This window comes from Streptomyces sp. EDA2-14, from assembly GCF_054963755.1.
Map to the genome: position 1 here is coordinate 155,546 of NZ_JBUEGE010000006.1, position 22,840 is coordinate 178,385.

Annotated in this window: 18 protein-coding genes and 2 pseudogenes; 13 read left to right on the plus strand and 7 right to left on the minus strand. The window is 68.3% G+C overall.

The features are described 5' to 3' along the window. Positions 1-14 precede the first annotated feature (14 nt). From ACY34M_RS18485 to ACY34M_RS18495, 3 genes are all read right to left on the minus strand, one after another. Positions 15-1,310, minus strand: coding sequence for a hypothetical protein (locus ACY34M_RS18485; RefSeq protein ID WP_462720298.1), 1,296 nt, complete (start codon positions 1,308-1,310; stop codon positions 15-17). A 110-nt stretch (positions 1,311-1,420) separates the two neighbouring features. Next, positions 1,421-1,999 (minus strand): TetR/AcrR family transcriptional regulator, encoded by a 579-nt coding sequence (locus ACY34M_RS18490; RefSeq protein WP_462720299.1) that lies wholly within the window; start codon positions 1,997-1,999, stop codon positions 1,421-1,423. Between the two features lie 711 nt (positions 2,000-2,710). Further along, positions 2,711-3,181: a DIP1984 family protein gene (locus tag ACY34M_RS18495; protein ID WP_462720300.1), complete on the minus strand. Its 471-nt coding sequence runs from the start codon at positions 3,179-3,181 to the stop codon at positions 2,711-2,713. A gap of 637 nt (positions 3,182-3,818) precedes the next feature. Between ACY34M_RS18495 and ACY34M_RS18500 the strand changes: the two genes are divergently transcribed. Beyond that, positions 3,819-4,601: a hypothetical protein gene (locus ACY34M_RS18500; protein WP_462720301.1), complete on the plus strand. Its 783-nt coding sequence runs from the start codon at positions 3,819-3,821 to the stop codon at positions 4,599-4,601. Between the two features lie 383 nt (positions 4,602-4,984). Here ACY34M_RS18500 and ACY34M_RS18505 read toward each other — a convergent pair whose 3' ends face one another. Then, a complete protein-coding gene (locus ACY34M_RS18505) occupies positions 4,985-6,190 on the minus strand; it encodes a DUF418 domain-containing protein (RefSeq protein ID WP_462724120.1) in 1,206 nt (401 codons plus the stop codon). Between the two features lie 68 nt (positions 6,191-6,258). Then, positions 6,259-6,427, minus strand: a pseudogene (locus ACY34M_RS18510) (LuxR C-terminal-related transcriptional regulator); the annotation flags it as partial. Between the two features lie 625 nt (positions 6,428-7,052). Between ACY34M_RS18510 and ACY34M_RS18515 the strand changes: the two are divergent. Beyond that, positions 7,053-7,610, plus strand: coding sequence for an integrase core domain-containing protein (locus ACY34M_RS18515; protein ID WP_462720303.1), 558 nt, complete (start codon positions 7,053-7,055; stop codon positions 7,608-7,610). A gap of 399 nt (positions 7,611-8,009) precedes the next feature. Here the strand turns inward: ACY34M_RS18515 and ACY34M_RS18520 are convergent, their stop codons facing one another. Both ACY34M_RS18520 and ACY34M_RS18525 read right to left on the minus strand, forming a co-directional pair. Beyond that, positions 8,010-8,486, minus strand: coding sequence for a DUF6281 family protein (locus ACY34M_RS18520; protein ID WP_462720304.1), 477 nt, complete (start codon positions 8,484-8,486; stop codon positions 8,010-8,012). 474 nt (positions 8,487-8,960) lie between these two features. Further along, entirely contained in the window at positions 8,961-9,893 is a 933-nt protein-coding gene (locus ACY34M_RS18525; RefSeq protein ID WP_462720305.1) for a LysR family transcriptional regulator, read from the minus strand. A 125-nt stretch (positions 9,894-10,018) separates the two neighbouring features. On the opposite strand from ACY34M_RS18525, the gene ACY34M_RS18530 reads away from it, so the two are divergent. The 11 genes and pseudogenes from ACY34M_RS18530 to ACY34M_RS18580 all read left to right on the plus strand — a co-directional run bounded on the left by ACY34M_RS18530 (position 10,019) and on the right by ACY34M_RS18580 (position 22,682). Continuing rightward, positions 10,019-10,543: an SRPBCC family protein gene (locus ACY34M_RS18530; RefSeq protein WP_462720306.1), complete on the plus strand. Its 525-nt coding sequence runs from the start codon at positions 10,019-10,021 to the stop codon at positions 10,541-10,543. 27 nt (positions 10,544-10,570) lie between these two features. Beyond that, entirely contained in the window at positions 10,571-10,996 is a 426-nt protein-coding gene (locus ACY34M_RS18535; protein WP_462720307.1) for a PPOX class F420-dependent oxidoreductase, read from the plus strand. Positions 10,997-11,612: 616 nt separating this feature from the next. Further along, on the plus strand, positions 11,613-11,948 hold the full coding sequence (locus tag ACY34M_RS18540; protein ID WP_462720308.1) for a hypothetical protein: 336 nt from the start codon (positions 11,613-11,615) through the stop codon (positions 11,946-11,948). Further along, a complete protein-coding gene (locus tag ACY34M_RS18545) occupies positions 11,941-13,128 on the plus strand; it encodes an FxsB family cyclophane-forming radical SAM/SPASM peptide maturase (RefSeq protein WP_462720309.1) in 1,188 nt (395 codons plus the stop codon). The genes ACY34M_RS18540 and ACY34M_RS18545 overlap by 8 nt, the downstream gene beginning before the upstream one ends. Continuing rightward, positions 13,125-15,938, plus strand: coding sequence for an aKG-HExxH-type peptide beta-hydroxylase (locus ACY34M_RS18550; protein WP_462720310.1), 2,814 nt, complete (start codon positions 13,125-13,127; stop codon positions 15,936-15,938). The genes ACY34M_RS18545 and ACY34M_RS18550 overlap by 4 nt, the downstream gene beginning before the upstream one ends. A 579-nt stretch (positions 15,939-16,517) precedes the next feature. Further along, positions 16,518-17,504: pseudogene (locus tag ACY34M_RS18555) on the plus strand (integrase core domain-containing protein). A 190-nt stretch (positions 17,505-17,694) separates the two neighbouring features. Further along, on the plus strand, positions 17,695-17,847 hold the full coding sequence (locus ACY34M_RS18560; RefSeq protein WP_266717401.1) for a hypothetical protein: 153 nt from the start codon (positions 17,695-17,697) through the stop codon (positions 17,845-17,847). Positions 17,848-17,995: 148 nt separating this feature from the next. Continuing rightward, positions 17,996-19,348, plus strand: coding sequence for a hypothetical protein (locus ACY34M_RS18565; protein ID WP_462720311.1), 1,353 nt, complete (start codon positions 17,996-17,998; stop codon positions 19,346-19,348). Between the two features lie 94 nt (positions 19,349-19,442). After that, positions 19,443-20,015 carry a glycine-rich domain-containing protein gene (locus ACY34M_RS18570; protein ID WP_462720435.1) on the plus strand — a complete coding sequence of 191 codons (573 nt, stop codon included), beginning with the start codon at positions 19,443-19,445 and terminating at the stop codon, positions 20,013-20,015. Further along, entirely contained in the window at positions 20,012-21,379 is a 1,368-nt protein-coding gene (locus ACY34M_RS18575) for an MFS transporter (RefSeq protein ID WP_462720312.1), read from the plus strand. Before ACY34M_RS18570 ends, ACY34M_RS18575 begins: the two co-directional genes overlap by 4 nt. Positions 21,380-21,734: 355 nt before the next feature. Further along, positions 21,735-22,682 (plus strand): integrase core domain-containing protein, encoded by a 948-nt coding sequence (locus ACY34M_RS18580; RefSeq protein WP_462720313.1) that lies wholly within the window; start codon positions 21,735-21,737, stop codon positions 22,680-22,682. The last annotated feature ends 158 nt before the right edge of the window (positions 22,683-22,840 follow it).

Below are 22,840 nucleotides of genomic sequence, written 5' to 3' on the forward strand. Positions count from 1 at the left end.
CATGTGTGCGGGTGTCAGTGGGCTTGCGGAGGCTCGACGAGAGTCACCAGATGGCTCGGTCCGGTGCCCTCCGAGGTGGTCGGGGCAGCGGAACGGCCGGCGGGGCACAGGATGACGTTCTCCGGGTAGAGCCGGCCGAGCAAGGCCAGCACGACGAGATCGTCCTGGCCGGTGGCGTTCAGGGTGACGTCGCCTGCTTGCGTCCACACCAGCCCCGGTGCGCGCAGCGCGGACCACACGGCTGCGGTGCGGGGCGCGGCGTCGGAGTGTGCGTCGTCTGCGGCGGGTTCCGCCCGATGGGCGAAGCGGTGACCGCGCAGGGCCTGGCCGAGGTCGACGTGGGTGGTGGTGCCGTCGTGGGTAATCTCGATGTGGGCGCTGCGCGTCCCGTCAGCGATCGGCCCGGGGCCGGTGCGGGCGGTGAGCGGCCCCGATGCGGTGATGGCGGGCGGCAGGTCCTCGACGAGCGTGCGGGGAGCGGCGTAGTAGTCCTGGATTTCGGCGACATACGTGACGGTGTCTTCGGCGGCTGGGTCGGCACGCCAGGTCAGCAGGTGCCGTGGCGCGCTCAGGGGTGGTTGGTCGAGGACGGCGGGCAGGGCGGTGCCGCCGCGCGCCTCGAAGCCGTAGCCGGCCGGACCGCCGGTGCCGGTGACGACGTGGCGGGCGAAGTTCACGATGCTGGAGTGCCGGATCTGGCGGACCAGCAGTTCGGTGAGGAAGGCGTCGCGGGCGGGTTCGGTGTGCCGCAGCCCGGTTGGAGTGATCAGGAGCGGAACGTCCTGCCAGTTGGTGAAGGGCAGCAGGGCGTCGCGCAGGAGGACGATCTGGTGCAGCCACTCGTTGTAGAGCTGCATCGTGACGGGTCCGCCGCGCCGGCCGAGGAGCAGATCGGCCGCGGGAGGGGTGAGCAGGTGTCCGTAGCAGTGGCTGCGGACGACCAGCGGTCCGGCGGGCAGTGGTATCCGGCTGGTGAGCAGTTTCTCCAGGGCCGAGGTGGCCCAGGAGGCCAGCTCACGGCCGATCGTCTCGGCCTGCGCGGCCAGTTCACGTGCCGCCGAGGCGCTGTCCGGGCCGATGGCCAGCGGCAGGGAGGTCTCCCGTGTGCCGAGCGCAAGGGTCGCGCGGATCTGGTCCTCCAGTACCTTGCCGTCGGCGCTGGTGAGGGCGTTGTCATCGATGATTCCCTGCAACAGCGGCTCGGTGGCGGTGAAGAAGTCGCGGGCTGTCAAGGTGGTGCCGGCTGCGGGGAAGGTGTTCCAGCGGCTGTCGCCGAGAGCGAGTGTGCTCGGGTTGGGCGCGGGGGGCATGGTGCCTCCTCGGTGGTCGATGGGGCAGGGGTGGATGTCGCCGGATCCCGTGCTTGTGCGGGACCCGACCTTTTCTGGATCGTCCGATACAGTTTGCGGGCGTGAAAAAATCAGTCGAGGGCGGCCAGGGCGACCTCCACGAGGGGGGCCAGGGCGTGGACTTCCGGGGTGATCTTCGAAGAGACCAGCAGTCCGTTGAGGAACGTGACGAGGAAAGCCGCCAGCGCATACGGGTCGTGCCGCGCCGCGATCTCGCCCCGTTCCGCCGCGACCCGCAACACCTCCGCGAGCGCGTCCCGACTGGCGTCCTGCATGTCCCGCACGGTGCGCCGGATCCCCGCATCCTTCGGCAGGCGCTCGCAGGCGGCATTGACTGCCAGGCAGCCCCGGCCGTCGTTTTCGACAGCGATCCGGATCCGCTCGAGCAGCATCGTGCGAATCGCCGACCGGGCGTCCGTTCCCTCCTCCAGGCTGCGCAGGGCGGCCGCGGCGAGGGTGGTGCGGTATCGCTCCAGGGCCGCCCGGTACAAGCCCTCCTTGTCGCCGAACGCGGCATACAGGGATCCCTGCCCGATCCCCAACTGCTGGGTCAGGTCACGCACCGAAGTTGCCTCGTAGCCGCGTACCCAGAACAGCTCCATGGCGCGGCTCACCGCCGCCTCGGTGTCGAATTCCCGGGTCCTTGCCATGGCTCCACCGTAGCGTATCTGGATCACGTGTTCAAGAAAGGGGGGGGTGACTTGACCATGCGCTGAGCCGCAGGCCGGCCTCACGGCTACTCGTCATCGACGTGCTCAGGACCTGCTCGTGAAGGCAGCATGCCAAGTTGCGATGAGTTGTGGTTCAGGTTCTGAACGAGCTGTTTACACCGCTCAGGCTGTGAGGACAGTCGTGGTCGCGCCATTCACGTCAGCGATCGATGGAAACTCTGCTGGAAGCCAGGTTCGCCCTTCTTATTGCGACGACGAGGGCGCCGGGTCCAGCGCCTGCTGCCGCAGCGAGGAGGGCGAGGAGCCACGCACCAGCATTCTGCGCCAGATGAGGCGCGGAGCACCCCCACCCTGGCGGGGAAGACGGCGACGGGGTGTCGACGAGGTTGGACATGGTCGGAACACCCCATGGTGGCGGGGAAGTCCCTTGCTGCGTGGCGGCTCGCCGGGTCTGCTGTGATGTGGGGAGCCCCGAGCCCACCCTCACCGTCTCGGATCTGCACGTGGTGATGTGCTGTGCGCGGTGCACTGTCACCTGTACGCGGTGCTGAGCTGCACTGTTTCGTGGGGAGTCGAACCCCCGCGTTGCTCTTCACGCGCCAGGAGTGGACCGGAAACCGCCGGCCCTCGGTGTGTGCACGCCTCCGACACGGCTACCTGCTCCACATCGTCATGAACTCCGTGGACTGTCTAGTCCAGCAGATCGACCTCCCAGTTCGCGCGCTGGATACGCACGTCGATCTCACGGATCTCGCGTGCCAGGACGTCGGCCTGCGCGCGCAGTTCGGCGACCGAGAGCGCGGAGAGCATCACCAGCTCGGAGCGCAGCTGCCGACCGTAACCCCGGTTGCCCGATCCCGCGGCCGCGTCCGCTGCCGCATTGATCACCGAGTGGCGCAGGCGGAGCACGTCCCGACGTGCGAGTGCGTCGGTGAGGGTGCCGTCCTCGCCGATCCGCACGGTGGCATTGGTGCGGTTGATCCGCCGGATCAGCAGTTCGAGGCGGTCCAGTACCTCGCCGACCTCGGTCAGCAGCTGCGGCGCGTCCTCCGCGGGCGTCTCGCCTTCCTGATAGCGCGCGCTGTCGACGACGCGTGAGCGCAGCTGCTCGACGCGACGTGTTGCATCCGCCCGCTCCGCCAGTGCCTCGGCCAGTTTCATTGGCTCCACCCCCGCTCGTTGTTGGTCCGGCCGACTCTACGGACGTACGCCCTGCGAAACCACGGAATAATCAACGCGCGGCCCGATGCGCTGAGCAGGCAGAACGATCCCTGCGCAGGAATCGCACCCAGGCGCGACCGCTTGTCGCCTCGTTCGCGGATCCGTCGTTCTGCACACTCCAGGACGCGGGTCTGCATGCCGTCGAGCGCCCCACGGCGGCACCCCCGCAATGGCAGGGAGAACGGTTGCAGCTTCGGCATCGGCATTCACGCCTGCGGAACACCCCGCGCCTGTGGGCTACACAGGTACACCCGACGCCATACGCCCCCACGCCTGCGGGAAGGACGTCGCCGTCCGTCACCCCTTCGTAGAACGGAACGGAACACCCCAACGCCGTTGGGGAAGCCCCTTCTTGACTGAGTGGCGGTGTGCTGCTCGGCATGGACGACGCTCCGTCGGTGACGCCTGGTCTGAGCAGTGGTGGCGAGTAGCCGGATGGTCAACTGGCATGCGGGCGGACGCTGCTGGACTGGAGCGGGCACGCGGCACTGAGGGCATCACTGCGTGCACGATCGCGGGCGCCGTGTGGTCCGGAACGGGCGCGGAGCCCTGCTGCCCCGCACGGTCACGTTCCCGCATGCCGCTCACGGCAGAAACCGTCACGGAACCAACCGACGAGAAAAGTGATCAATGCATAGACAAACCGAATAGAACAACGCTGTTCGAGAACGGGGGCATTGAGTTGATGTTCATGGTCCGTCCACCGCAGTCCGGCAGACTCGCGGTGGCGATGCTGGCGCTCGCCGGAATCACCGCAAGCGTGCTGATCGGCCGGGAAGGGCTGCGTACCGTGGTGGGCTGCGGCCTGGCCAATGACCCGTACGCGTCTCAGACCGCGGCGGACTGGAAGGCGGGTGCGGACCACGTGGTGGTGGCCCTGCCGGCCTCCGAGCGGGAGATCAACCGGAAGGACTACGACAAGGGATCGGTGCGGTACACGGTCGACCGGTCGGTGACGTTCCGGAAAAAGAAGGTGCTGTGGTCCGCCGATACTCCCCGGCACGAGATGGGGAGCGCCTTCGACATGACCGCCCCCGGCTGGTCGATGTACCGGAACGGCAATCGGGTCAAGCGCACGGCTCCGGACGCACCTCGGCTGGAGACCGGTCACGCATACGTCCTTGCCCTGCGCTGGGACGCCGGGCAGTGGGTCGTCCTCGGAGAGGGTGCCGCCGTGCCGTTCGACGAGCATGTGGTGGGGCGAGGGGAGTGGTGCGGCCGGGTGCTGAACGAGGACGACTTCGCCAAGGGTGAGCAGTTCTCGCCGCGGGATGACCCCAGTCTGGAAGAGACGGTGCGTGGTCAGGACGAAGACGCCATCTCCCGCGAACTCGTGAAGGCGGGCGGCAAGAGGCCGTAGCGCGGACCGGTGCCCGGCCCCGTTGCTCCGCCGGCGCCCCGGCCAGCTGCCGCTGCTCCCAAAAACCCAACGGCCGTTCGGACTTCGGACAGGTGGTGTTGGCGGGCTCCGATTACGCGGACGGTTGGTCCGGGCTCATCGACGGCGCGCGCGAATCGGGGATACGAGCAGCGCAGACGGCCCACACCGACCTACTGGCCCAATGCGCCGCCGATCGGTCCGGGAGAAGACGGGGCGGACAACGACGCCGTCGCCGTGCCCTCCAAGCGGGTACGCGGGACGGCGGACTGCTCAGCAGTCCGCCGTCCCGCCGCACGTCAGCCGCCGTCATGGGGGTGGTTCCTATGGCCGTCAGGATCTTGGGTGGCAGGTGTCGTGTGTGATCAACTCGCAGTGGCGGTGGGAGACTTGGTCCGGTCCGACCTGCCGTAGGTGACACGCCGCACGAGTACCTCGAAGGGGCCGCGCCGCCCCAGCCGCTGCATCCGGGAGGCGAGCAGCACGGTCGCGCACCAGGTGGCGGTAGCGAGCAGCGCTGTGGTGGTGACGGTCAGAGTGCCGGAGAGGTCGAGGAGGAAGGGCGTGAACACCACGGACCAGACCACCGATTGGGCGAGGTAGCAGGTCATCGAGCGCTGGCCGGTGGCGGCGACGGCGCTCACCACCCGTCCCCGCCGGGCGCCGATCCGCGCCACGACCAGAGCCACCAGCGCCGCGTAACCGAACCCGCCGAGTACACCCGTCGCATCGTGCAGCGGGCCGGTCCATTCCAGGATCTGCGGGCCGGGGGTGGCGACGAAACCGGTGGCGATCAGCGCGGCAGGCTGAGCGCCGAGCGCCGCTGTCCCGATTCCGGCAGCGGCAGTGATCCGCAGGAGCGTCCGGTACTGCTCGGGCCGCTCCAGGATCCGGCGGCGGCCCGCCCACAGGCCGACCGCGAGCGGGCACAGGAATCCGATCGGCCCGAGGAGCGCCACGAAGGGGGCCACAGCGAGGCGGCTCGTGATCATCGTGCCTACGTCCGGGGGCAACATCGACACATGCGGCGGATCACTGCTCACGGCCGACGAACCGTCGTTCGGCAGCGCAAGGAGTACGAAGAACAGCACGGCCGTGAGCACCAGCCAGCGGTCCTTCCAGCGCACCATCCACGCCGCCGCGAACAGCAGCACACCGTAAGCGGCCAGGATGTCGCCGACGTACAGCAGGAGCGCGTGCAGGGTACCGACGACCACGAGGGCCAGGCTGCGGCGCCACAGCAGGCGCCGGACGTCGCGTGGCCGCGGCCGGGATGCCACCTGCCGTCGCACGATTTGGGCCAGCCCGTAACCGAAGAGCAGGCCGAACATCGGGAACGCCCGGCCGTCGACGAACGTCGAGATCGTCCAGGCGGTCGTCGAGTCGAGCACGGATCCCCCCTGCGGGAAGCCCCCGATGACCTTCGAACCCTGAAGGAAGTAATGGGAGTTGGCGAGGGCGATGAACAGCAGCATGAAGCCGCGCGCCAAGTCGGGCGCGAGGGCCCGACCTGCCAGGTCCGTCGGTCCGGAGCGGTCCGGCGTCGTGTCTGAAGCCATGTCCGTCGTCATGGCTTCAGTCAACGGCGTGCCCTGTCCACACCACATCGGCCGAAGGTCGAGAGCGCACCGACTTTGGTCTACGAGTCCCCGGCGTCCCCGTCCAGCACGCCCGCATCATGCGTGAGCAGCGCGATCTGGAGGCGGTTGTCGAAGGTCCAGCTTGGTCAGGGCCCGGCTCACGTGGGCCTTCACTGTCGCCACGCTCATGTACAGCTCGGCTGCGGTGTCCGCGTTGGACTTACCCTTGTAGGCGCCGGAAACCGTGTCACCCGAAATGACCTGCAAGTTCGGATCTACCCGAGCTCGGGAGGCCGGCGGGTGCTGTGCGGCATCATGCTGGGTCGTGGCGGCACGTCTGATCTGTCAACCAACGTGCCAGCTCTTCGGATGGCTTGTGCTGCTTGCCCGGTCGAGTGCGGCGAAGGGCGTCGAGATCTTGACGCTCCGGCACCAGTTCGCTGTCGCGCAACGCATCCAGCCACGGCCTCGGTTTTCCTGGAGCGATCGGGCTGTCATGGCAGCGCTGCTCCGGATGGTGAACAAGAAGCAGCGTGCCCGGCCGGCATTGCTGGTCACACCACGGTCGGTCCTACGCCGGCACGCGCGTCTCGTCGCCCGGAAGTGGACCTAGCCACACCGCCGCCCTGGCCGACCTCCGAAGCCGGAAGCACTGCGGCACCTGGTCCTGTGCCTCGCGCGGGAGAACCCGGGGTGGGGATATCGACGGATCCACGGCGAACTGCTTGGTCCGGGACGCAAGGTCGGCGCCTCGACCGTCTGGGAGATACTGAAGAAGGCTGGGACAGCCCCATCACCGCAACGCGCGGACCGCTCATGGACTGCTTTCCTCACAGCGCAGGCCTCAGCAATCGTGGCCACCGACCTCTTCCACATCGACACCGTCCTCTTGCGGCGCTGGTTCGTGCTGTCCTTCATCGACCATGGCGCCCGCCGCGTGTACACCGCCGACATCACTCGACACCCGACCAGCCCCTGGACCACCCAGCAAGCGCGCAACCACCTCATGGACCTGGGTGACCGCGCGGAGTCCATCAAGTTCCTCGTCCGGGCCCGCGGCGCCTACTTCACCGACAGCTTCGGCGCCGTCTTCCAAGCAGCCGGCGTACGCGTCATCCCCACACTGCCCGCCGTGCCACGGATGAACGCGATCGCCGAACGCTGGATCGGATCATGCCGACGCGAGGCCACCGACCGCATCCTGATCACCGGCGAGCGCCACCTCCGCCTCGTCCTCGACGAGTACACGGAGCACTACAACAGTCACCGGCCGCATCGATCCCTCGGACAACGGGCGCCAGGCCGACTCACCGAGTCCGAACCAACTACCGCCACTGGCAAACCCCGCATGTCCCGACGCGAGCGGCTCAGCGGCCTCATCCACGAATACTCGCAGGTCGCACAGGGGTGACATGGATTCCGGCACGCACAGGGTCCAGACCTGCCGCCACGAACTCCTGGACCGCACCCCCCCCTCTGGGACGAGGACCACCTGCGCCGTGCGGTCCGCCAGTTCGAACTGCACTACAACGCCCACCGGCCCCACCAAGCGATAGACCAGACAGCACCCCTGCGCGCCGTTCCCGAACCACTCACCACCGCCCAGGTCTCCCAGCTGAAGGTACGCCGGAAAGACCGCCTTGGTGGAGTCATCCACGAATACCGGCCTGCCGCTTGAACTGCGCGGATGGAGTTTTCGGCAGGCGCACAGTTCACCTGCTGCCACTGACCCTCGGCGGGTGCATGCAGGACGGCACCCTGCACACACCCGCCACTCATGACAGGAGAGCACTTCTCCCGCGGATGCGCCTCACTTGGTGGCCGCGTCCAATTCCTGGGCCTTGATCAGTTCCCGTAGCTCCGGCAGGGTCTTCTTCGATGTCTGCTCGATGTAGAGGGTTCCGCCGGCCGGATGGTCCACGGTCACGGCGTAGACGGGGTCCACACCCTCAATCGCGTACACGGTTACCGGCTCCGCAGTCGCTTCCTGATCATCGTCGGTGGGAGTGTCGTCGCATCCGGGGATGGTGCCTGTGCCCAACCGTCTGCCCGCCCTGACGTCGTCGCTGTCGCCTTTGTTGTCGGGATGAAGCCCGTGGCCGAGATAGGTGCGGCCCTCGTACTCGAGCAGGGCCGCGCAGGAACTGTCTGCACCACCTTGCGTGGTGCCTGCACCAGCACAGGACGTGGACATGAACAGGGCCGCCGTCGCGAGCGCCGCTCGCACGCTCACGGACCGCGCGAACCTTCTGCGCGCCGTCCAACTGACCGTCTGCTTGCCCGTCATGAACCGACCTCCCTCAGCTGCCGCTACCTGCGGCCTGCCGCACCTTCGACGCCACAAGGCCGTGAAAGGTTCGCTCGTTCTCCTACGGCACGATGAGAGCTGTTGAACGATCCTCAGCAGGGGCGCCGACAGCTCCACCGGGCGGCCGGCAAACTTCGACGCTGCTGCCATCTGTCGAGCTCCGGCCCTGAGGGCTCGGCGCCATCTCGGTTTCCGGTCATCAGTCCACACCTTGCCGCTGCAGCCAGGGCGTCAGCAGCGGTTCGCCCTGTGCCCCACACGTCGTCGTCCACGATCCGTGACCGAGTCGCCAAACGCCTTGAACGGCCAGATCATCACACCGATCCCGCCTGACCAGGGCACCTCAGCAAGATCCTGTTACGAGGTCTTGGTGTCTGCCGGAATCCTGGCCGTCACCTCGGTGGCGTACCTGGCTCTCCGACACCGGGGGTTCGTCAACTGACCAGGCCAGGACTACCAGTCGAGCGCGGCCTGCCTGAGGGCGTCGCGTACGCGGACCAGATCAGGATTGGTGTCGGCACCCGGTCGTTGGACGAGGAACAGCGTGTTGAGCGGGGCCTCTTCGGGATCGTGCAGCAGGGCCAGGCGGCCGGCGTCCAGGTACTCCTGGCACAGCGAGCGCGGCAGCACGCTGTAGCCGGCGCCCGCGTTGACCGCGGAAAGCACCGCGTACAGATTGGGCACCGTGACCGACGCGCGGGCGGTGAGCTGCTTGCCGAAGACCGAGCGCCAGTAGCGGCGCAGGATCGGCAGGTCCTCCGCGTACGTCACCATGGGCACACTGCTCAGCGCCGCGCACACGTCGTCGGCTCCCTCGACGCGGCCTGCCCACGCCGGGCTCGCGACCAGCAGATACTCCTCGTCGGCCAGGGGCGCCGACTCCAGCGCCCGGCCGCGCGGACGCCGTGTAGTGATCACCAGGTCGTGCCGTCCGGATCGCATCTCCTCCAGGAGTGGATCGGGCAGTCCCTGCGCGACCCTCAGCTGGACGCCTTCGGCAACCAGGGGCGCCAGCGCGGGCAGCACCCGGACGCAGAGCAGTTCGGACGGCCCGGCCAGATGCACAGGCGCCGCCGTGGCGCCGGTGTCCCCCAGCGTGGCCAGCGAGTCCAACGGGGCCGCGACCTGCCCGGCGAGCTCGTGCGCGTACGACGTCGGCTCCACGCCCCGGGGCAGCCGCGCGAACAGCTCCCGCCCCGTCTGCTGCTCCAGGGTGCGGATCTGCGCGGTCACGGTCGGCTGGGAAAGACCGAGCCCGGGGGCCGCTGCCGTGAACGAACCGGAGCGGTAGACCCCAAGAAACGTGCGCAGCAGATTCAGATCCGTGTGCGACGGCAGTCGGTTCGCGGCCGTGGGCGCCTTCGCGGCGGGCCTGTGGTCACTCATGACATCCGAGCCTAGCGCCCCTTCGCATCGGAGTCCCGATGGCTGGAATCGAAACACCTATTGGTATGCGAATGGATTCCCGGCCTACCGTCGGTACCGCAATCCCCCGAAAGGCAAGAGACCCCATGACCACGCAGAACGCGATCAACTGGCCCGAGAGGTACCTCCCCGGCACCACCGACAACTTCGTGTCCAACGAGGTGATCGTCCAGGGTGTGCCGGCCGACCGGATCTGGCACTACCTGACCGACACCTCCGCCTGGGAGTCGTACTACGACAATGTCGCGGACATCTCCTTCCCCGATGGCGGCGGCCCCGCGCTGACGGACGGCCTGGCCTTCAGCTTCGGCACGTTCGGCTTCCCGCCCCTGGCCGCCCGGGTCGTCGAGTTCCAGGCCCCGGCCCGGGACGTCCCTGGCCGCCTCTCCTGGACGGCGCGGCAGGACGGCGGGCCCGAGGAACGGCTGGACGTGCTGCACGCATGGCTCGTCGAGGACCTGCCCGGCGACCGGGTGCGCGTCCTGACCCAGGAATCCCAGATCGGCGAGCCCGCAGCGGCCCTCGCCGACGAGCGCCCGAACCCGATGCTCAACGGTCACCAGGCCTGGCTGGACGGCCTCGTCCGCGTGGCATCCGCAGCGCACGACTAAGAGCGCACAACTAAGAAGGAGAACGCGATGTCCAGGCCGCCACTGCCGCCCGAGGCCCAGGAACTGCTGCGCCGCCCCAACCCCGCCGTCATGGCCACCCTGCGCTCCGACGGCGCACCCGTGTCCACGCCCACCTGGTACGCGTGGGAGGACGGCCGGGCACTGATCAGCCTCGACGAGGGCCGCGTCCGCCTGAAGCACCTGCGCCGGGACCAGCGGATCACGCTCACCGTCCTCGACGGAGGCGACTGGTACACCCACGTCACCCTCATCGGCCGGGTCGTCGAGCTGCACGAGGACGAGGGCCTCACCGACGCCGACCGCATCGCCGCCCTCTACACCGGCAAGCCCTACGCGGACCGGGTGCGCACACGTATCAGCGCCTGGATCGAGGTCGAACGCTGGCACGGCTGGGGCGCACACCGCGACAGCGACCAGGCCTTCACCGGCTGACGCGAGCCACCGCCCGCGCCCGAAGGTCGTCGGTCAGCGACGGAAACCGGAGGCGTTCTGCAGCTCCGATTCACGGCAGCCGGGTTACCCCGCTGTTCACGCTTCGACATCGAACCGTCTCGTGCCTGTTTTACGTGCACAGGTAGACACGGGGAGCAGAGACGTCGCAGTGCGGGGGCGGATCGATCAGCACTTGCGGACCCCCTCGAGGCAGACCAGCTCGACTGCCTGAAAATTCGCCGACACGACCGCCTCAGCGGCGTAATCCACGAGCGCCGGCCTGCCTGCTGAAGTGCACGGGCGTATTTTTCGGCACGCACAGGGCCAGGGCGAGTAGGGCCTGTCGCGAGGCGGGAAGACGCCGCCAACGCGTCCCGATCTCCTGCTGCCTGACGGTCTGTCGTCCGGTCAGGAACCGCAAGGTGCGGCTGTACAGATCAATCGCGGACGGACAGACAAGCACACGAAGCTCCTGGCAGACACGGGTGATCTTGGTCGAGAACCCGTCTACCAGGAGTTCGTCGCTGCGCAGGACTGTCCAACTCGCGTTCAGCGCCGCCAGCTTGGAAAAGAATCACTCACCTCAAGATCTCCGGCTGCAGTACTGGGGCAGCGAGTGCGTGTTGTTGAGCAGGGTGTGTTGACGGCGTATCGACAAAAGGGGATCGTGATTCGCGGAGGCCGCATGTACGGGACCAAAGGACTGGAGGCGCAGATGGCCGAAAAGCATGATCCTACAGATGCGGAATCAGATGGCATCGACCTCGAACTCGCGGAACTCGATCTCATGTCGATCGACTCTTTAGGAGGCACGGCACTTGGCAACGTGCTGCTGGAGATATTCAGCGGTGCGGACTCCGTGTTGGCGTCGCAGCACAATCATCACAGCAGCCACAGCAGTTTCAGCAGTTTCAGCTCACACAGTTCCTCTTCGTGGTCCGGTCGTGTCTGACGCGGTCCTGGATTCTGGGATCAAGCCGTTCAAATCCTTCATCTGCAAAGTCGCCTCCCGCTGCAACCTCGACTGCGACTACTGCTACGTCTATCGGCACGCGGACCAGTCGTGGCGGTCGCAGCCGACGCGCATGTCTTTGAAGACCGCCGCTCAGCTCGGCCGTCGGATCAATGAGCACGCCCGTGAACACGACCTGGAACAGGTGGACCTCACTCTCCACGGTGGTGAGCCGCTGATGCTGGGTCTGGACTACCTCCGGGCGCTCTGCGAGACGGTGACGCGGGCGGCGCCGGACGTCAGGATCCGCTGGAACGGACAGACCAACGGCACCGCGTACACCGAGGAAGTCCTGGACTTCTGTCGGGAGTGGGACGTCTCCTTCGGGCTGAGCATGGACGGGCCGCGCGCCGTCAACGACCGGCACCGTCTGGACCACGCGGGCAGATCGTCCTTCTCGCAGGTGGAGCGTTCGATCAACCTGCTGAGCAGCCCGCGGGCCCGAGGGCTGTGGGGTGGGATCCTCGCCGTGATCGACCTTGCGGCGGACCCGGCCGAGACCTACTCCTATTTCCGCTCCTTCGATCCGCCGTCCATCGATTTCCTCCTGCCGCTGGGCCATCACGACCTGCGCCCTCCAGGAAAGGAACAGCTCGACACCACCCCGTACGCGGACTGGCTGCTCAGCATTTTCGACATGTGGTACGCGGAACGCCCGCAGCCTGTCAGGATCAGACGGTTCCGCGACGTCATCGCGCTCTACCTGGGGGCCGCGGACAGTTCTGAGGAGTGGGGGCTGCAACCGGTCGACTTCACCGTGGTGGAGACCAACGGGGAGATACAGGCGGTGGATACCCTGAAGGTCACCTACCCGGGAGCCTGCAAGCTGGGGCTGAACATATTCGACGACAGCTTCGACACCGCGCTGAAGTCACCGCTGGTACGTGCGCGCCAGGACAAGTGGCGGACTCTCGGGGAGACCTGCCAGGCATGTGAACTGGTCCGGATATGCGGCGGCGGATACTTTCCGCACAGATACTCCCAGAGGAACGGATTCCGGAACGAGTCCGTTTACTGCGCCGATCTGAAGAAGCTCATCCGTGTGATCACCGGCACGGCCAGAACGGACTTACGACGTCTGCCCAGACTCGTCGAACGCGAGGAGGGGAAAACAGGATGACCGCGACCGTCCCCAGGCTCGACCGGACCACCATCACGTCGCTGGTGGCTCCCACTGGCTGGACAGGGACCACCCGCGCAGTCTTCGCGGCCCAGTACCTCCATACCCTGGTGGGCATCCGCAGGCTGGCGTCGCTGCTCACCGAGAGGGCCCCCGGCGCTCTGGCGGAGTCGGGCTTCCAGGAAAGCCTTGAGGCAATCGGCACAGCTCCGGCCGACGTGCAGAAGCGGGTACTCAACCATCCGAGTGCGTCGTTTTGGGTGGATGTCGCCTGGAATTTGGTCGGGCGGCGAGCCCCCGAGCGCTTTCCCGAGATGCATCTCCTTCCACATCTACGGGAGTTCGCACGCTTCGCGCTGTCGGCGCTGCTCGTGTGTGGCCAGGGGCGACTGACGGCTGATGTCCGCGCGGACGCCGCAGGACGGATCAGCTTGCCGGGTTCCGGCCTGGTCCTGGAGGGGCAGGCGCCATGGACCCGTACCTTCCTGACTGTGGACAACGGCCGCCTGGCCTGGAGCGAACAACGGCTACGCGTACCACGCCTCGCTGGTGGCATGGAGCTCAACTGGCTCGACCAGGACCTGCGGCTCGGCGGACGGGCCCGGTTCACGTACGCCGAGCTGGATCCCGTCGAGGGGCGGCGCTGGCACGACGAGCTGAACAGCCACTTCGACCTCATCGGAGCCGTGTGCGCGCCCCTTGCCGAGGAGCTCGGCGGCGGGCTTGGCGTCATCGTCCCGGTCCTGTCCCCGGATCCATCGCGCGTGCATGTGAGCGGCAGCTTCCGTGAGGCGCCAGGTCTGGTCGCACTGGCGCTGGGCGAGCGGATGGAGACCGCGGAGGCGCTGGTGCACGAATACGGTCACCAGAAGCTCAACGCCGTCCTGCCGCTCGACCCATTGCTCGCCGACGACTCCGGCGAGGCCGTCCATTACTCGCCTTGGCGGGACGACGCCAGGCCGCTGAGCGGACTGTTGCACGCCGTCTACAGCTTCGTGAGCGTCGCCGACTTCTACCGGGCGGTCCTGGACAGCCCGGACGCCGGCGGTCTGGACCCGCACAGCGTCGTGAACCGCGGCTACGGGATCGTCCGCCAGGTCCGTGACGGGCTGGGCGAACTGCGAGCCGCCCCCCTGACACCTTTGGGTGCCGCGTTCGTCGACGCGGTCACCGATCGGATCGAGGTATGCGACCGGGCCCTGCCCTTACCCCCGCCGGACGAACGCCGTCGCATCGACGCCGAGCGCGCCGCGCACCGCGCCCGCTGGGACGAACGTCACCCGGCTTCGGCCCCGGCACCCGCGCCGGCGCCTGTGGCCCGACCTGCCCGCAGCAATGCCGCCACCCTCGCCACCTTGGACGCCTTGGGCCTTCCTGACGACTGGGACCTCGGGGCGATCGTCCGCCGCTGGTATCCGGGGGACTCCCTGCTCGTGGCCATACGTCACCTGCATCAGCTACGCGCAGGGGCGGTCGTCGGCATGTTGCCGGACACCGTCCCCGGCGATGGCCTGGTCCCGGACCTCGCTGCGGCACATCTCGCCTACGTGTCCGAGGACTACAGCACCGCCGCCGTGCGCTACGCGGCCTGTGTCGGTCACGATCCGCAGAGTCCGTACTTCTGGCAGTGTTATGCGTTCGCGCTCCGCCATCTCGGCCGCCGGGACGAAGCGCTCTACATCCTCACGCACACCGAAACCCTCATGGCTCGGCGGTCCCCGCTCTCCGTCGACCAGGACGTGCGCACGACCACAAGCGCCCTGGCATGGGGCCTGCGCCTGCCGGACGAAACCGAGCCCGGCCCCGCCTCGATACGTCCGGTGAACCTGCCGGCGACGGAAGCGGTAGAACGAGAACTGCGGGCCAGCCGGTACTGGGATCTGGCGGAGGCCACGCGCGGTGGAGCCCAACTCCCCACGCTGATCGCCGTGGCGAACGGGCTGAAACCGGCGATGGATCTGTGGGTCCCGCGCGACGGCTGGCACGCCCTGCGCGCGCTCACCGAAACACTCGGTCTCCGCTACCACGTGGACGCCTGCTTCGACAGGTTCTCGCCCCAGGTCTCCCAGGTGCCCCCCGATCGCCTCACGACCACCCGGGCCGCGTTCGTGCCCGACCTGAGTCAAGGCGCCGAGGCCCATGTCTTTCTCGCCCGTGACCAGGCCGCTCTGGACCGGGTAGTCGGTTCCGGCTGGTATCCGCTGATCGTCGACGGCAAGGTCGTCGACAAACACTGGGCGGACCACGACACCTTCGGTGAGGCCCTCGGCTACCCCGCGTGCTGCCAGGACTTCTTTCGGCAGCGCAACAACTGGAACGACGACAACACCTACTACGCGGCACTACGCAATACCCAGGGCAAGCCGTCCCCCCTCAGCAACCCCTACCTCAGGCACACCCTGTACGGCCTAGTCCCGTACATACCCTGCTCCTACTCCTGCCCCGCCACCATGAAGTCCGCCGAACGCCTCCTCGGGGTCATCCGCAGCGAACTCCCTTACTACGCCGAAGCGATCGAACAGGTTCTTGCCAAGCCGCTGCTGTGCGTCTCCGAGCTTCGCATGTACGGCTTCGACGGAGAGAGCGTCCACCACGACGACGACACAGTCACCATCACCTACTCCGGTGCCGAGTCCCTCCATCCGATCGAGGACACCGATCCGCTGTGGACCCTGCTCCGCTCGGGCGATCGCTGCACCGTCGACGGGAACATCGTCCACGTCAGCCGTACGGATTCCTATATCGCGGGCTACGAGGCGCGGGGGGATCGGCACGGTCCGGAGTGCCCGTTCGTCATCTCCTTCGTTTAACGGCAGCGCTGGGCCCGTCCGCACGCAAGGAGCTGCCCAAGCGGGGGCGGGACGCCCGTTGCCGGTCGGCGTACCCGGCCTGCTCGCCGTCGGCGGACAGACGGTCACCGATCCCGACGTCCGCCAGGCCCTCGGCAGCGGCGGATCTGAACTCTCACCGACTACGGGCCAGAGCCGCAGGCAGCAGGCAGCAGGGAGAGTTGCACGATGGCCCACCCCTTGGTCAGGGAGGGGCCACCCCCATCCATCAGGCGTGCGCCCCGGGCAGACACCCGCGCACACCCACACCCCGATCGGCTACATCACCACAAAGGTCACTATCAGCCTTCTTGGCCGCATACTCCGGATCGCGGGAGACCTTCCAGGTCTTCAGCCGTTGGAAGGAGACGCCTTCTGCGGAACCCGACCTACGCCCACCCTCTGGCGATCTGTTGTGTCATCCATTCCCACTCGGCGCGCTCGAGGACGTGCTACCCGTCGACGTCGGCAATGCCTGAAACGCAGGCGACTCTGCGCCTGCCGAGAATGTCGCCCATGCAGATCAGGAGCGTCTTCGACGGTGCGGCAGGACGAGCACTCGTGCTGCTTCGTCTCGCGTACCTGACCATCACCAACACATTCGCCGCACTGCGGTTGCTGCCGATGAGCGACCGCACCAAGGACGCGGAGATCCTCGCCCTTCGCCACGAGATAGCCGTTCTCGAGCGGCAACTCGGTTCGGACCAGGTGAAACTCACTCCGCAAGACCGGGCGTTCCGCGCCGCCCTGCTGGCGCCACTGCCCCGTCAGTTCCTGCACCGGCTACGACTACTGGCCCAGCCCGACACCGTGCTGCGCCGGCACCGCGACCTGATGAAGCGGCGCATGCCCGCCCCTGCCGGACGAAGAAGCCCGGTCGACCGCCCACAATCCGCTCAATTCGCGCGCTGATTCTCCGACTGGTCCGGGAGAACCCATCCTGGGGCTACCGCAGGGTGCACGGCGAGCTCACCACCCCGGGCATCCAGATCGCCGCCTCCACCGTCTGGGAGATCCTCACCTCCCAGGGCATCGACCCCGCGCCCGACCGGGCCGCCACCACCCGGGCCGGCCTCCTGCGCTCCCAGGCCGACGCTCTCCTGGCCTGCGACTTCATCGAGACCGTCACCCTGACCGGCCAGCGCCAATTCATCCCTGGCCGTCATCGAGCACGCCACCCGCCGCATCCGCGTCCTCGGCACCACAGCCCACCCCACTGCGGCCTGGGTCACCCAGGCCGCCGGCATCCAACTGGTGCGCACCGGCATACGGATCCCGCGCATGAACGCCATCATCGAGCGCTGGGTCCAGACCTGCCGCCACGAACTCCTGGACCGCACCCTCCTCTGGAACGAGCGCCATCTACGCCACGCGCTCCACCAATTCGAACCACACTACAACGCCCACCGGCCCCACCCAGGGACAGATCAGACAGCACCCCTCCGCGCTGCCCCCGAACCACTCTCCAACGCACAGACCACCCAACTGAAAGTACGCCGGAGAGACCGCCTCGGCGGAACCCTCCGCGAGTACCAGCATGCCGCGTGAAGTGCACGGAGGATGGAGTTTTCGGAAGGCGCAGACCCGTTAACGATCAGTTCGAGCCAATTCCACCCAGCCGTCGACCAGTTCACTTTACTGACCTTTGACATTGCCTTGGGGCCCCTTTTACGCTCAATCGGGCGGTACGGATCTTGGTCGTCGTACCGCTGTCCCCACCACATTTGCGGAGGTCGACATGGAGAAGCTCGTCAAGAAGATGGCCCAGGACGCCAACTGGCAGGGCTGGGTCGCCGCCAACTCGGCGACCGCCGCCAAGGACGGCTGCATCAGCGCCGCCCCCAAGGCGGGCTGCATCAGTGCCGCCCCGAAGACCGGCTGCATCTCCTGAAGCAGAACGCACCCGGTCGCACGATCAAGGACTGCGGCTGAGCACCGACCCGGGCGACAGCGGCGGTCCAGGGCGGGCCGCGGCCGGACCGACAGGACCGGCCGCGGCCCGCCCCCTCCCCCACGCTCCCGATCCTTCGAGGACGACCATGGACGGCCAGCCGACTGCCGACGTCATAGAGCAGGTCAAGGACATACCGATCTACCGCGACTCCGTCGCGCGTGGCCACTTCCCCGTGCTGGAGAAGCCCGAGATCGCCCGCGGATTCCCGGACAATTGGATGACGCCGCGGCTGGAGGCCGCCCTCGCGGCCGGCGCGGCGGAGTACGTCCTGTCCACCGGCACCAACCATGCGCGGATGCAGCTCATCCGCCCCCCGTACTTCCTGCTCCGCTCCTACTACCGACTGTGGAGCGAGCACCCCGACATCGCGCACACCTGGCGGGACGGCTGCCGACGCGCCTCCCTCACCACCGTCCTGGCGACCGAACACGTGGCCCGTGTGAATGCGAAGAAGCGCGACGGCGGGCGGGACGCAAACGCCAGCGACAGCTCCAGCTCCAGCTCCAGCTCCAGCTCCAGCTCCAGCTCCAGCTCCAGCGGCGACGCAAGCACCCCGGGCGCCGAACCCTCTCTCGAGGAACGGCGGTTGGACGAGCGCACCGTCTATCTCAACCTGCGTCTCGACCCCGCCCTGTGGGAGCGTGCCGATGTCGAGCGCATGCTCGGCGAGCTGCGCGCGATCGCCGCCTCGCACCCCGAGGGCCGCTACCACCTGGACTGCTCCGGCTACCACCTGGCACACCTCGTGCGCCACGCCGAGGACACCGGACTGTGGGAGAACCCGGAGTCGTTCCCGCGCCCGGCGAGCATCATCACCGCGTACGAGTACACGCCGCGCAACGTACGCCACTTCCTGGAGAGCCGGTTCGACTGCCCGGTCGTCGACCTCTTCGGCAGCACCGAGCTCGGCTACCTCTTCTACAGCGACCGCACCGGTAGTTACCGCCCGTACCTGGAGGGGATGAGCGTCGAGCTCCTCCCCGTCGCCCCGGGCAGCACCCTCTACTCCCTCATCGTCACCAGCGTCCGCAACCCGCACATGCCGCTGGTCCGCTATCGCTCCGGCGACTGCGCCCGTACGCGGGACGGCTCGCCGGACCCCGAGAAGATCGTCTCGTTCTGCGGCCGGGAGAAGGAGCTCCTCGACGGGCCGGACGGGCCCGTCGCGGCGGGCGACCTGGACGAGCGGGTCGCCACCGCCGCACCCCGCGTCTTCGTGCACCAACTGCTGCTGCCGGAGGCCGAAACGGAGGGGCGCGGGTCACAGTCTGCCGTGCTCCGCTGCACCACCTTCGACGGCAAGCCGCTCGGCACGGAGGAGTCCGAAGCACTGGGGAGCTCCGTCTCCGCGCTGACCGGGCGCGCCTGCCGCGTCGAACACCGGGACCACATCCCCATCGGCGCCTCAGGCAAGTACGCCTGGCTGGCGAGGAGTTGATGGGAGCCGCCCCCAGAAGGAGCGAAGGCCGGGACACCCCGGGGCAGCACCGAGGGAAGCATCCGAGGGGAACGACGTGAACGACCAGAACCACATGGACAACCAGCAGGACCCGCACGCGGCGCACGAAGCGCCCACCACGACCGTCACCGACGAGGACCTGCGCGAACTGCTCGGCCACGGCCTGCACGGCGAGGTGGTCGCGTACTTCGTGAAGGAGACCGGCGAGGAACACGCCTACGTGGAGCGGCAGGTGACCGAGTGCCTCCGCTACCTCTACCTCGTGTCGAAGTACCGCGAGCGGCTCAGCGGCCTCTTCCTCCCCGTCGAGCAGGCCATCGACGAGATCTGGCACTACCTGATCCTGCAGACCCGCGAATACGTCGCCCTGTGCGAGGAGCGCCTGCCGGGCCGGTACTTCATCCACCACCGCAGCATCGCCTACGAGGACTACCAGGCCGAGCCGGGCCGCGAGCAGGCCGCCGAGGAGGCGCTGCGCTGGATCCCGCTGTACTGCCGGGAGTTCGGGCCCTTCGACGAGGGTGCGCTGCCGCACTGGACCATCGTGCGCTACCTGCACCAGCACATGGACATGCCGCTGGACGAGATCTCGGCGCTCGAACCGATGGAGCCGAACGCGCCCGCCGAGCCGATCGGCGCGGCGTGACCTCTGCGGCACGCCTCTCGCAGGCCGGACGACCGACGCCCGAACCCGAACACCCCGCACAGCGGCGTGTGTTGACCGTCCTCGTCCTCTGCCAGGCACTGAGCGGGGCGGGCCTCGCCGCCGGCATCACCGTCGGGGCGTTGCTCGCCGAGCAGATGCTGGGCTCCACGAGCCTTGCCGGGCTGCCCAGCGCACTGTTCACCGGGGGCGCCGCGCTCGGTTCGTTGGGCATCGGGCGGCTCTGCCAGCGGTGGGGCCGCCGCGCCGGGCTCGCCCTGGGGTACGGGACGGGCGCGGTCGGCAGCCTCGGCGTCGTGCTCGCCGCGGTCGCGGACAGCGTGCCGCTGCTGTTCGTCTCCCTGCTGGTGTACGGCTCGGGCACGGCCGCCAATCTTCTCGCCCGGTACGCCGGGGCCGACCTCGCCTCGCCCGCGCGGCGTGGCCGGGCAGTCAGCACCGTCCTGTTCGCGACGACGTTCGGGGCGGTCATCGGCCCCAACCTCGTCCATGTGACAGGCAATTGGGCACACGTCTGGGGCATACCGCGCCTCGCGGGCCCCTTCCTCCTCGCCACGGCCGCGTACGGTGCGGCCTCCCTGGCCCTGGCCGTCCTCCTGCGCCCGGACCCGCTGCTGCTCGCGCGCGAGCGAGCCGCCGAGGAGGAGGCGACGGCGGAGCCGGGGGCGGCCGCCGGGACCGCGGGACGTAAGGACACCCGCGGCCTGGCCACCGGCACCGCCGTCATGATCCTCACCCAGCTCGTGATGATCGCTGTCATGACGATGACGCCGGTCCACATGCAGGCCCACGGGCACGGCACCCAGGCAACGGGCCTGGTCATCGCCCTGCACGTGGGCGCCATGTATCTGCCGTCGCCGCTCACGGGGCTGCTTGTCGACCGCATCGGACGGCTGTGGCTGGCCGCGGCCTCCGGGACGACGCTGCTCGCGGCGGGGACGCTCGCCGCTCTGGCGCCGCCGCACTCCGTCGCCGCGCTCGCCACGGCCCTGGTTCTGCTGGGCCTCGGCTGGAACTTCGGCCTCGTCAGCGGCACCGCCCTCATCACGGACGCGCTCCCCGTGGCCACCCGGGCCCGCACCCAAGGCCTCGTCGACGTCGGCATCTCCCTCGCGGGCGCCACGGGCGGGGCAGCCTCAGGCGCGGTGGTGGCCGGCGCCGGCTTCCCCGCGCTGGGCCTCGCCGGCGGCCTCCTGGCCGTACTCCTCACCCCGCTGGCCCTGCTGCGGCTCCGCGCGGGGAGCCGCAGCGGCCAGGAAGACGCCGGAACGGACAGGCTTTCCACGTCCGCTGCGACAGAGGGCAGTTCGGGTACCGGTGCGGCGGCGGAGCCCTCAGGTCACTAGGCCTGCAGTCTCTGCACATTGGTGACGGCCAGGGGCTTGCAGGCAGTGCCGGCTGCGGGCCTGCGTCAGACCGCGGCCGCGAAGTCGGCCGGGTCGTTGGCGTATACGGAGTGGTCGGTCTCCAGCTCGACGAGGTGGGTACCGGGGCGGCGGGTGACCATCTACCCTGCCCGCTCCGCCTGCAGCCACGCCACGCTTGGCGCCACGCACCAGCAGCGCCGGGCAGGTGGAGCCGGTGTGGGATTCATAAAGTCATCGCTGCAGTTGGGATGGGGAGCAACACCAAGGCTGATGGTTGAGACGCTGCAGTGGTGATCGTCTCGATGTTGTACCGGTCACCCGCACGTTGCCATCCGTGCCGGGCGTTCCGCTGCGCCGCAGCACAGCCAAGGACGCCGAACTGCTGGTGCTGAAGCATGCGAATGCTGTGCTGCGCAGGCAACTTGAGGGCCCGGTCCGCTATGAGCCCGCGGACCGGGTCTGGTTCGCGAAACGGTGGGACTACTCTCACCGTCGTCGACGGTCCGGTCGCCCGCCGACGGCAGCGGCGCTCAAGAAGCTGGTGCTGCGCCTGGCGCAGGAGAACCCACGGTGGGGTCATCAACGGATCCAGGGACAACCGGCCCGGCTGAGGCATTCGATCGCGCCGTCCACGGTCTGGCAGATCCTGCACGCGGCCGACGTGGATCTGGCCCCACGTTGCGACGGTCCAAGTTGGCGGGAGTTCCTCACCGCCCAGGCCGATGGAGTCCTCGCGGCGGACTTCTTCCACATCGACACGATCACCGGAAAGCGGCTGCACGCGCCGGCGTTCCTGGAACATGACACCCGCAGGCTCCACATCACCGGCATCACCGCGCACCCCACCGCACAGTGGGCGACCCAGCAGGCCCGAAACCTCACCGCCGACCTCGGCACGCGCGTCGAGTCGCTCCGATTCCTCCGTCGTGACCGCGACAGCAAGTACACCGACGCCTTCGACGCCATCTTCGAGGCTGAAGGCATCGATGTGCAGTTCAGTGCACCGCGGGCGCCGCGCATGAACGCCCACTGCGAGCGCGTCATCGGCACGATACGACGAGAGGCGCTCGACCACGTTCTGGTGATGAACGCGGCCCACGCCCGACGCGTCCTCGCCGAATTCCAGAAGCACTACAACTCCCACCGGCCACACAGGTCGCGAGGCCAACAGCCACCTGAAACCCCACAAGCTCCGCCCGTCGTGCCCGTGGACAGGCCGTGCAAGCTCCTGCGCACACGTATCCTCAGCGGCGTCATCAACCAGTATCGGTACGCGGCTTGACCTGCGGCGATGACTTTTCGAGCCCCACAGGGGCCATCCGGGCCTGTCTCAACCGGGGTGTCAATACGTAGCACCCACGGTGAATGAACTGACCCGGTCGGGACTTGGTGCATGCAGCCGCCAGGTCCCGACCGGGACGTCCTGCCCCTTCTCCCGCG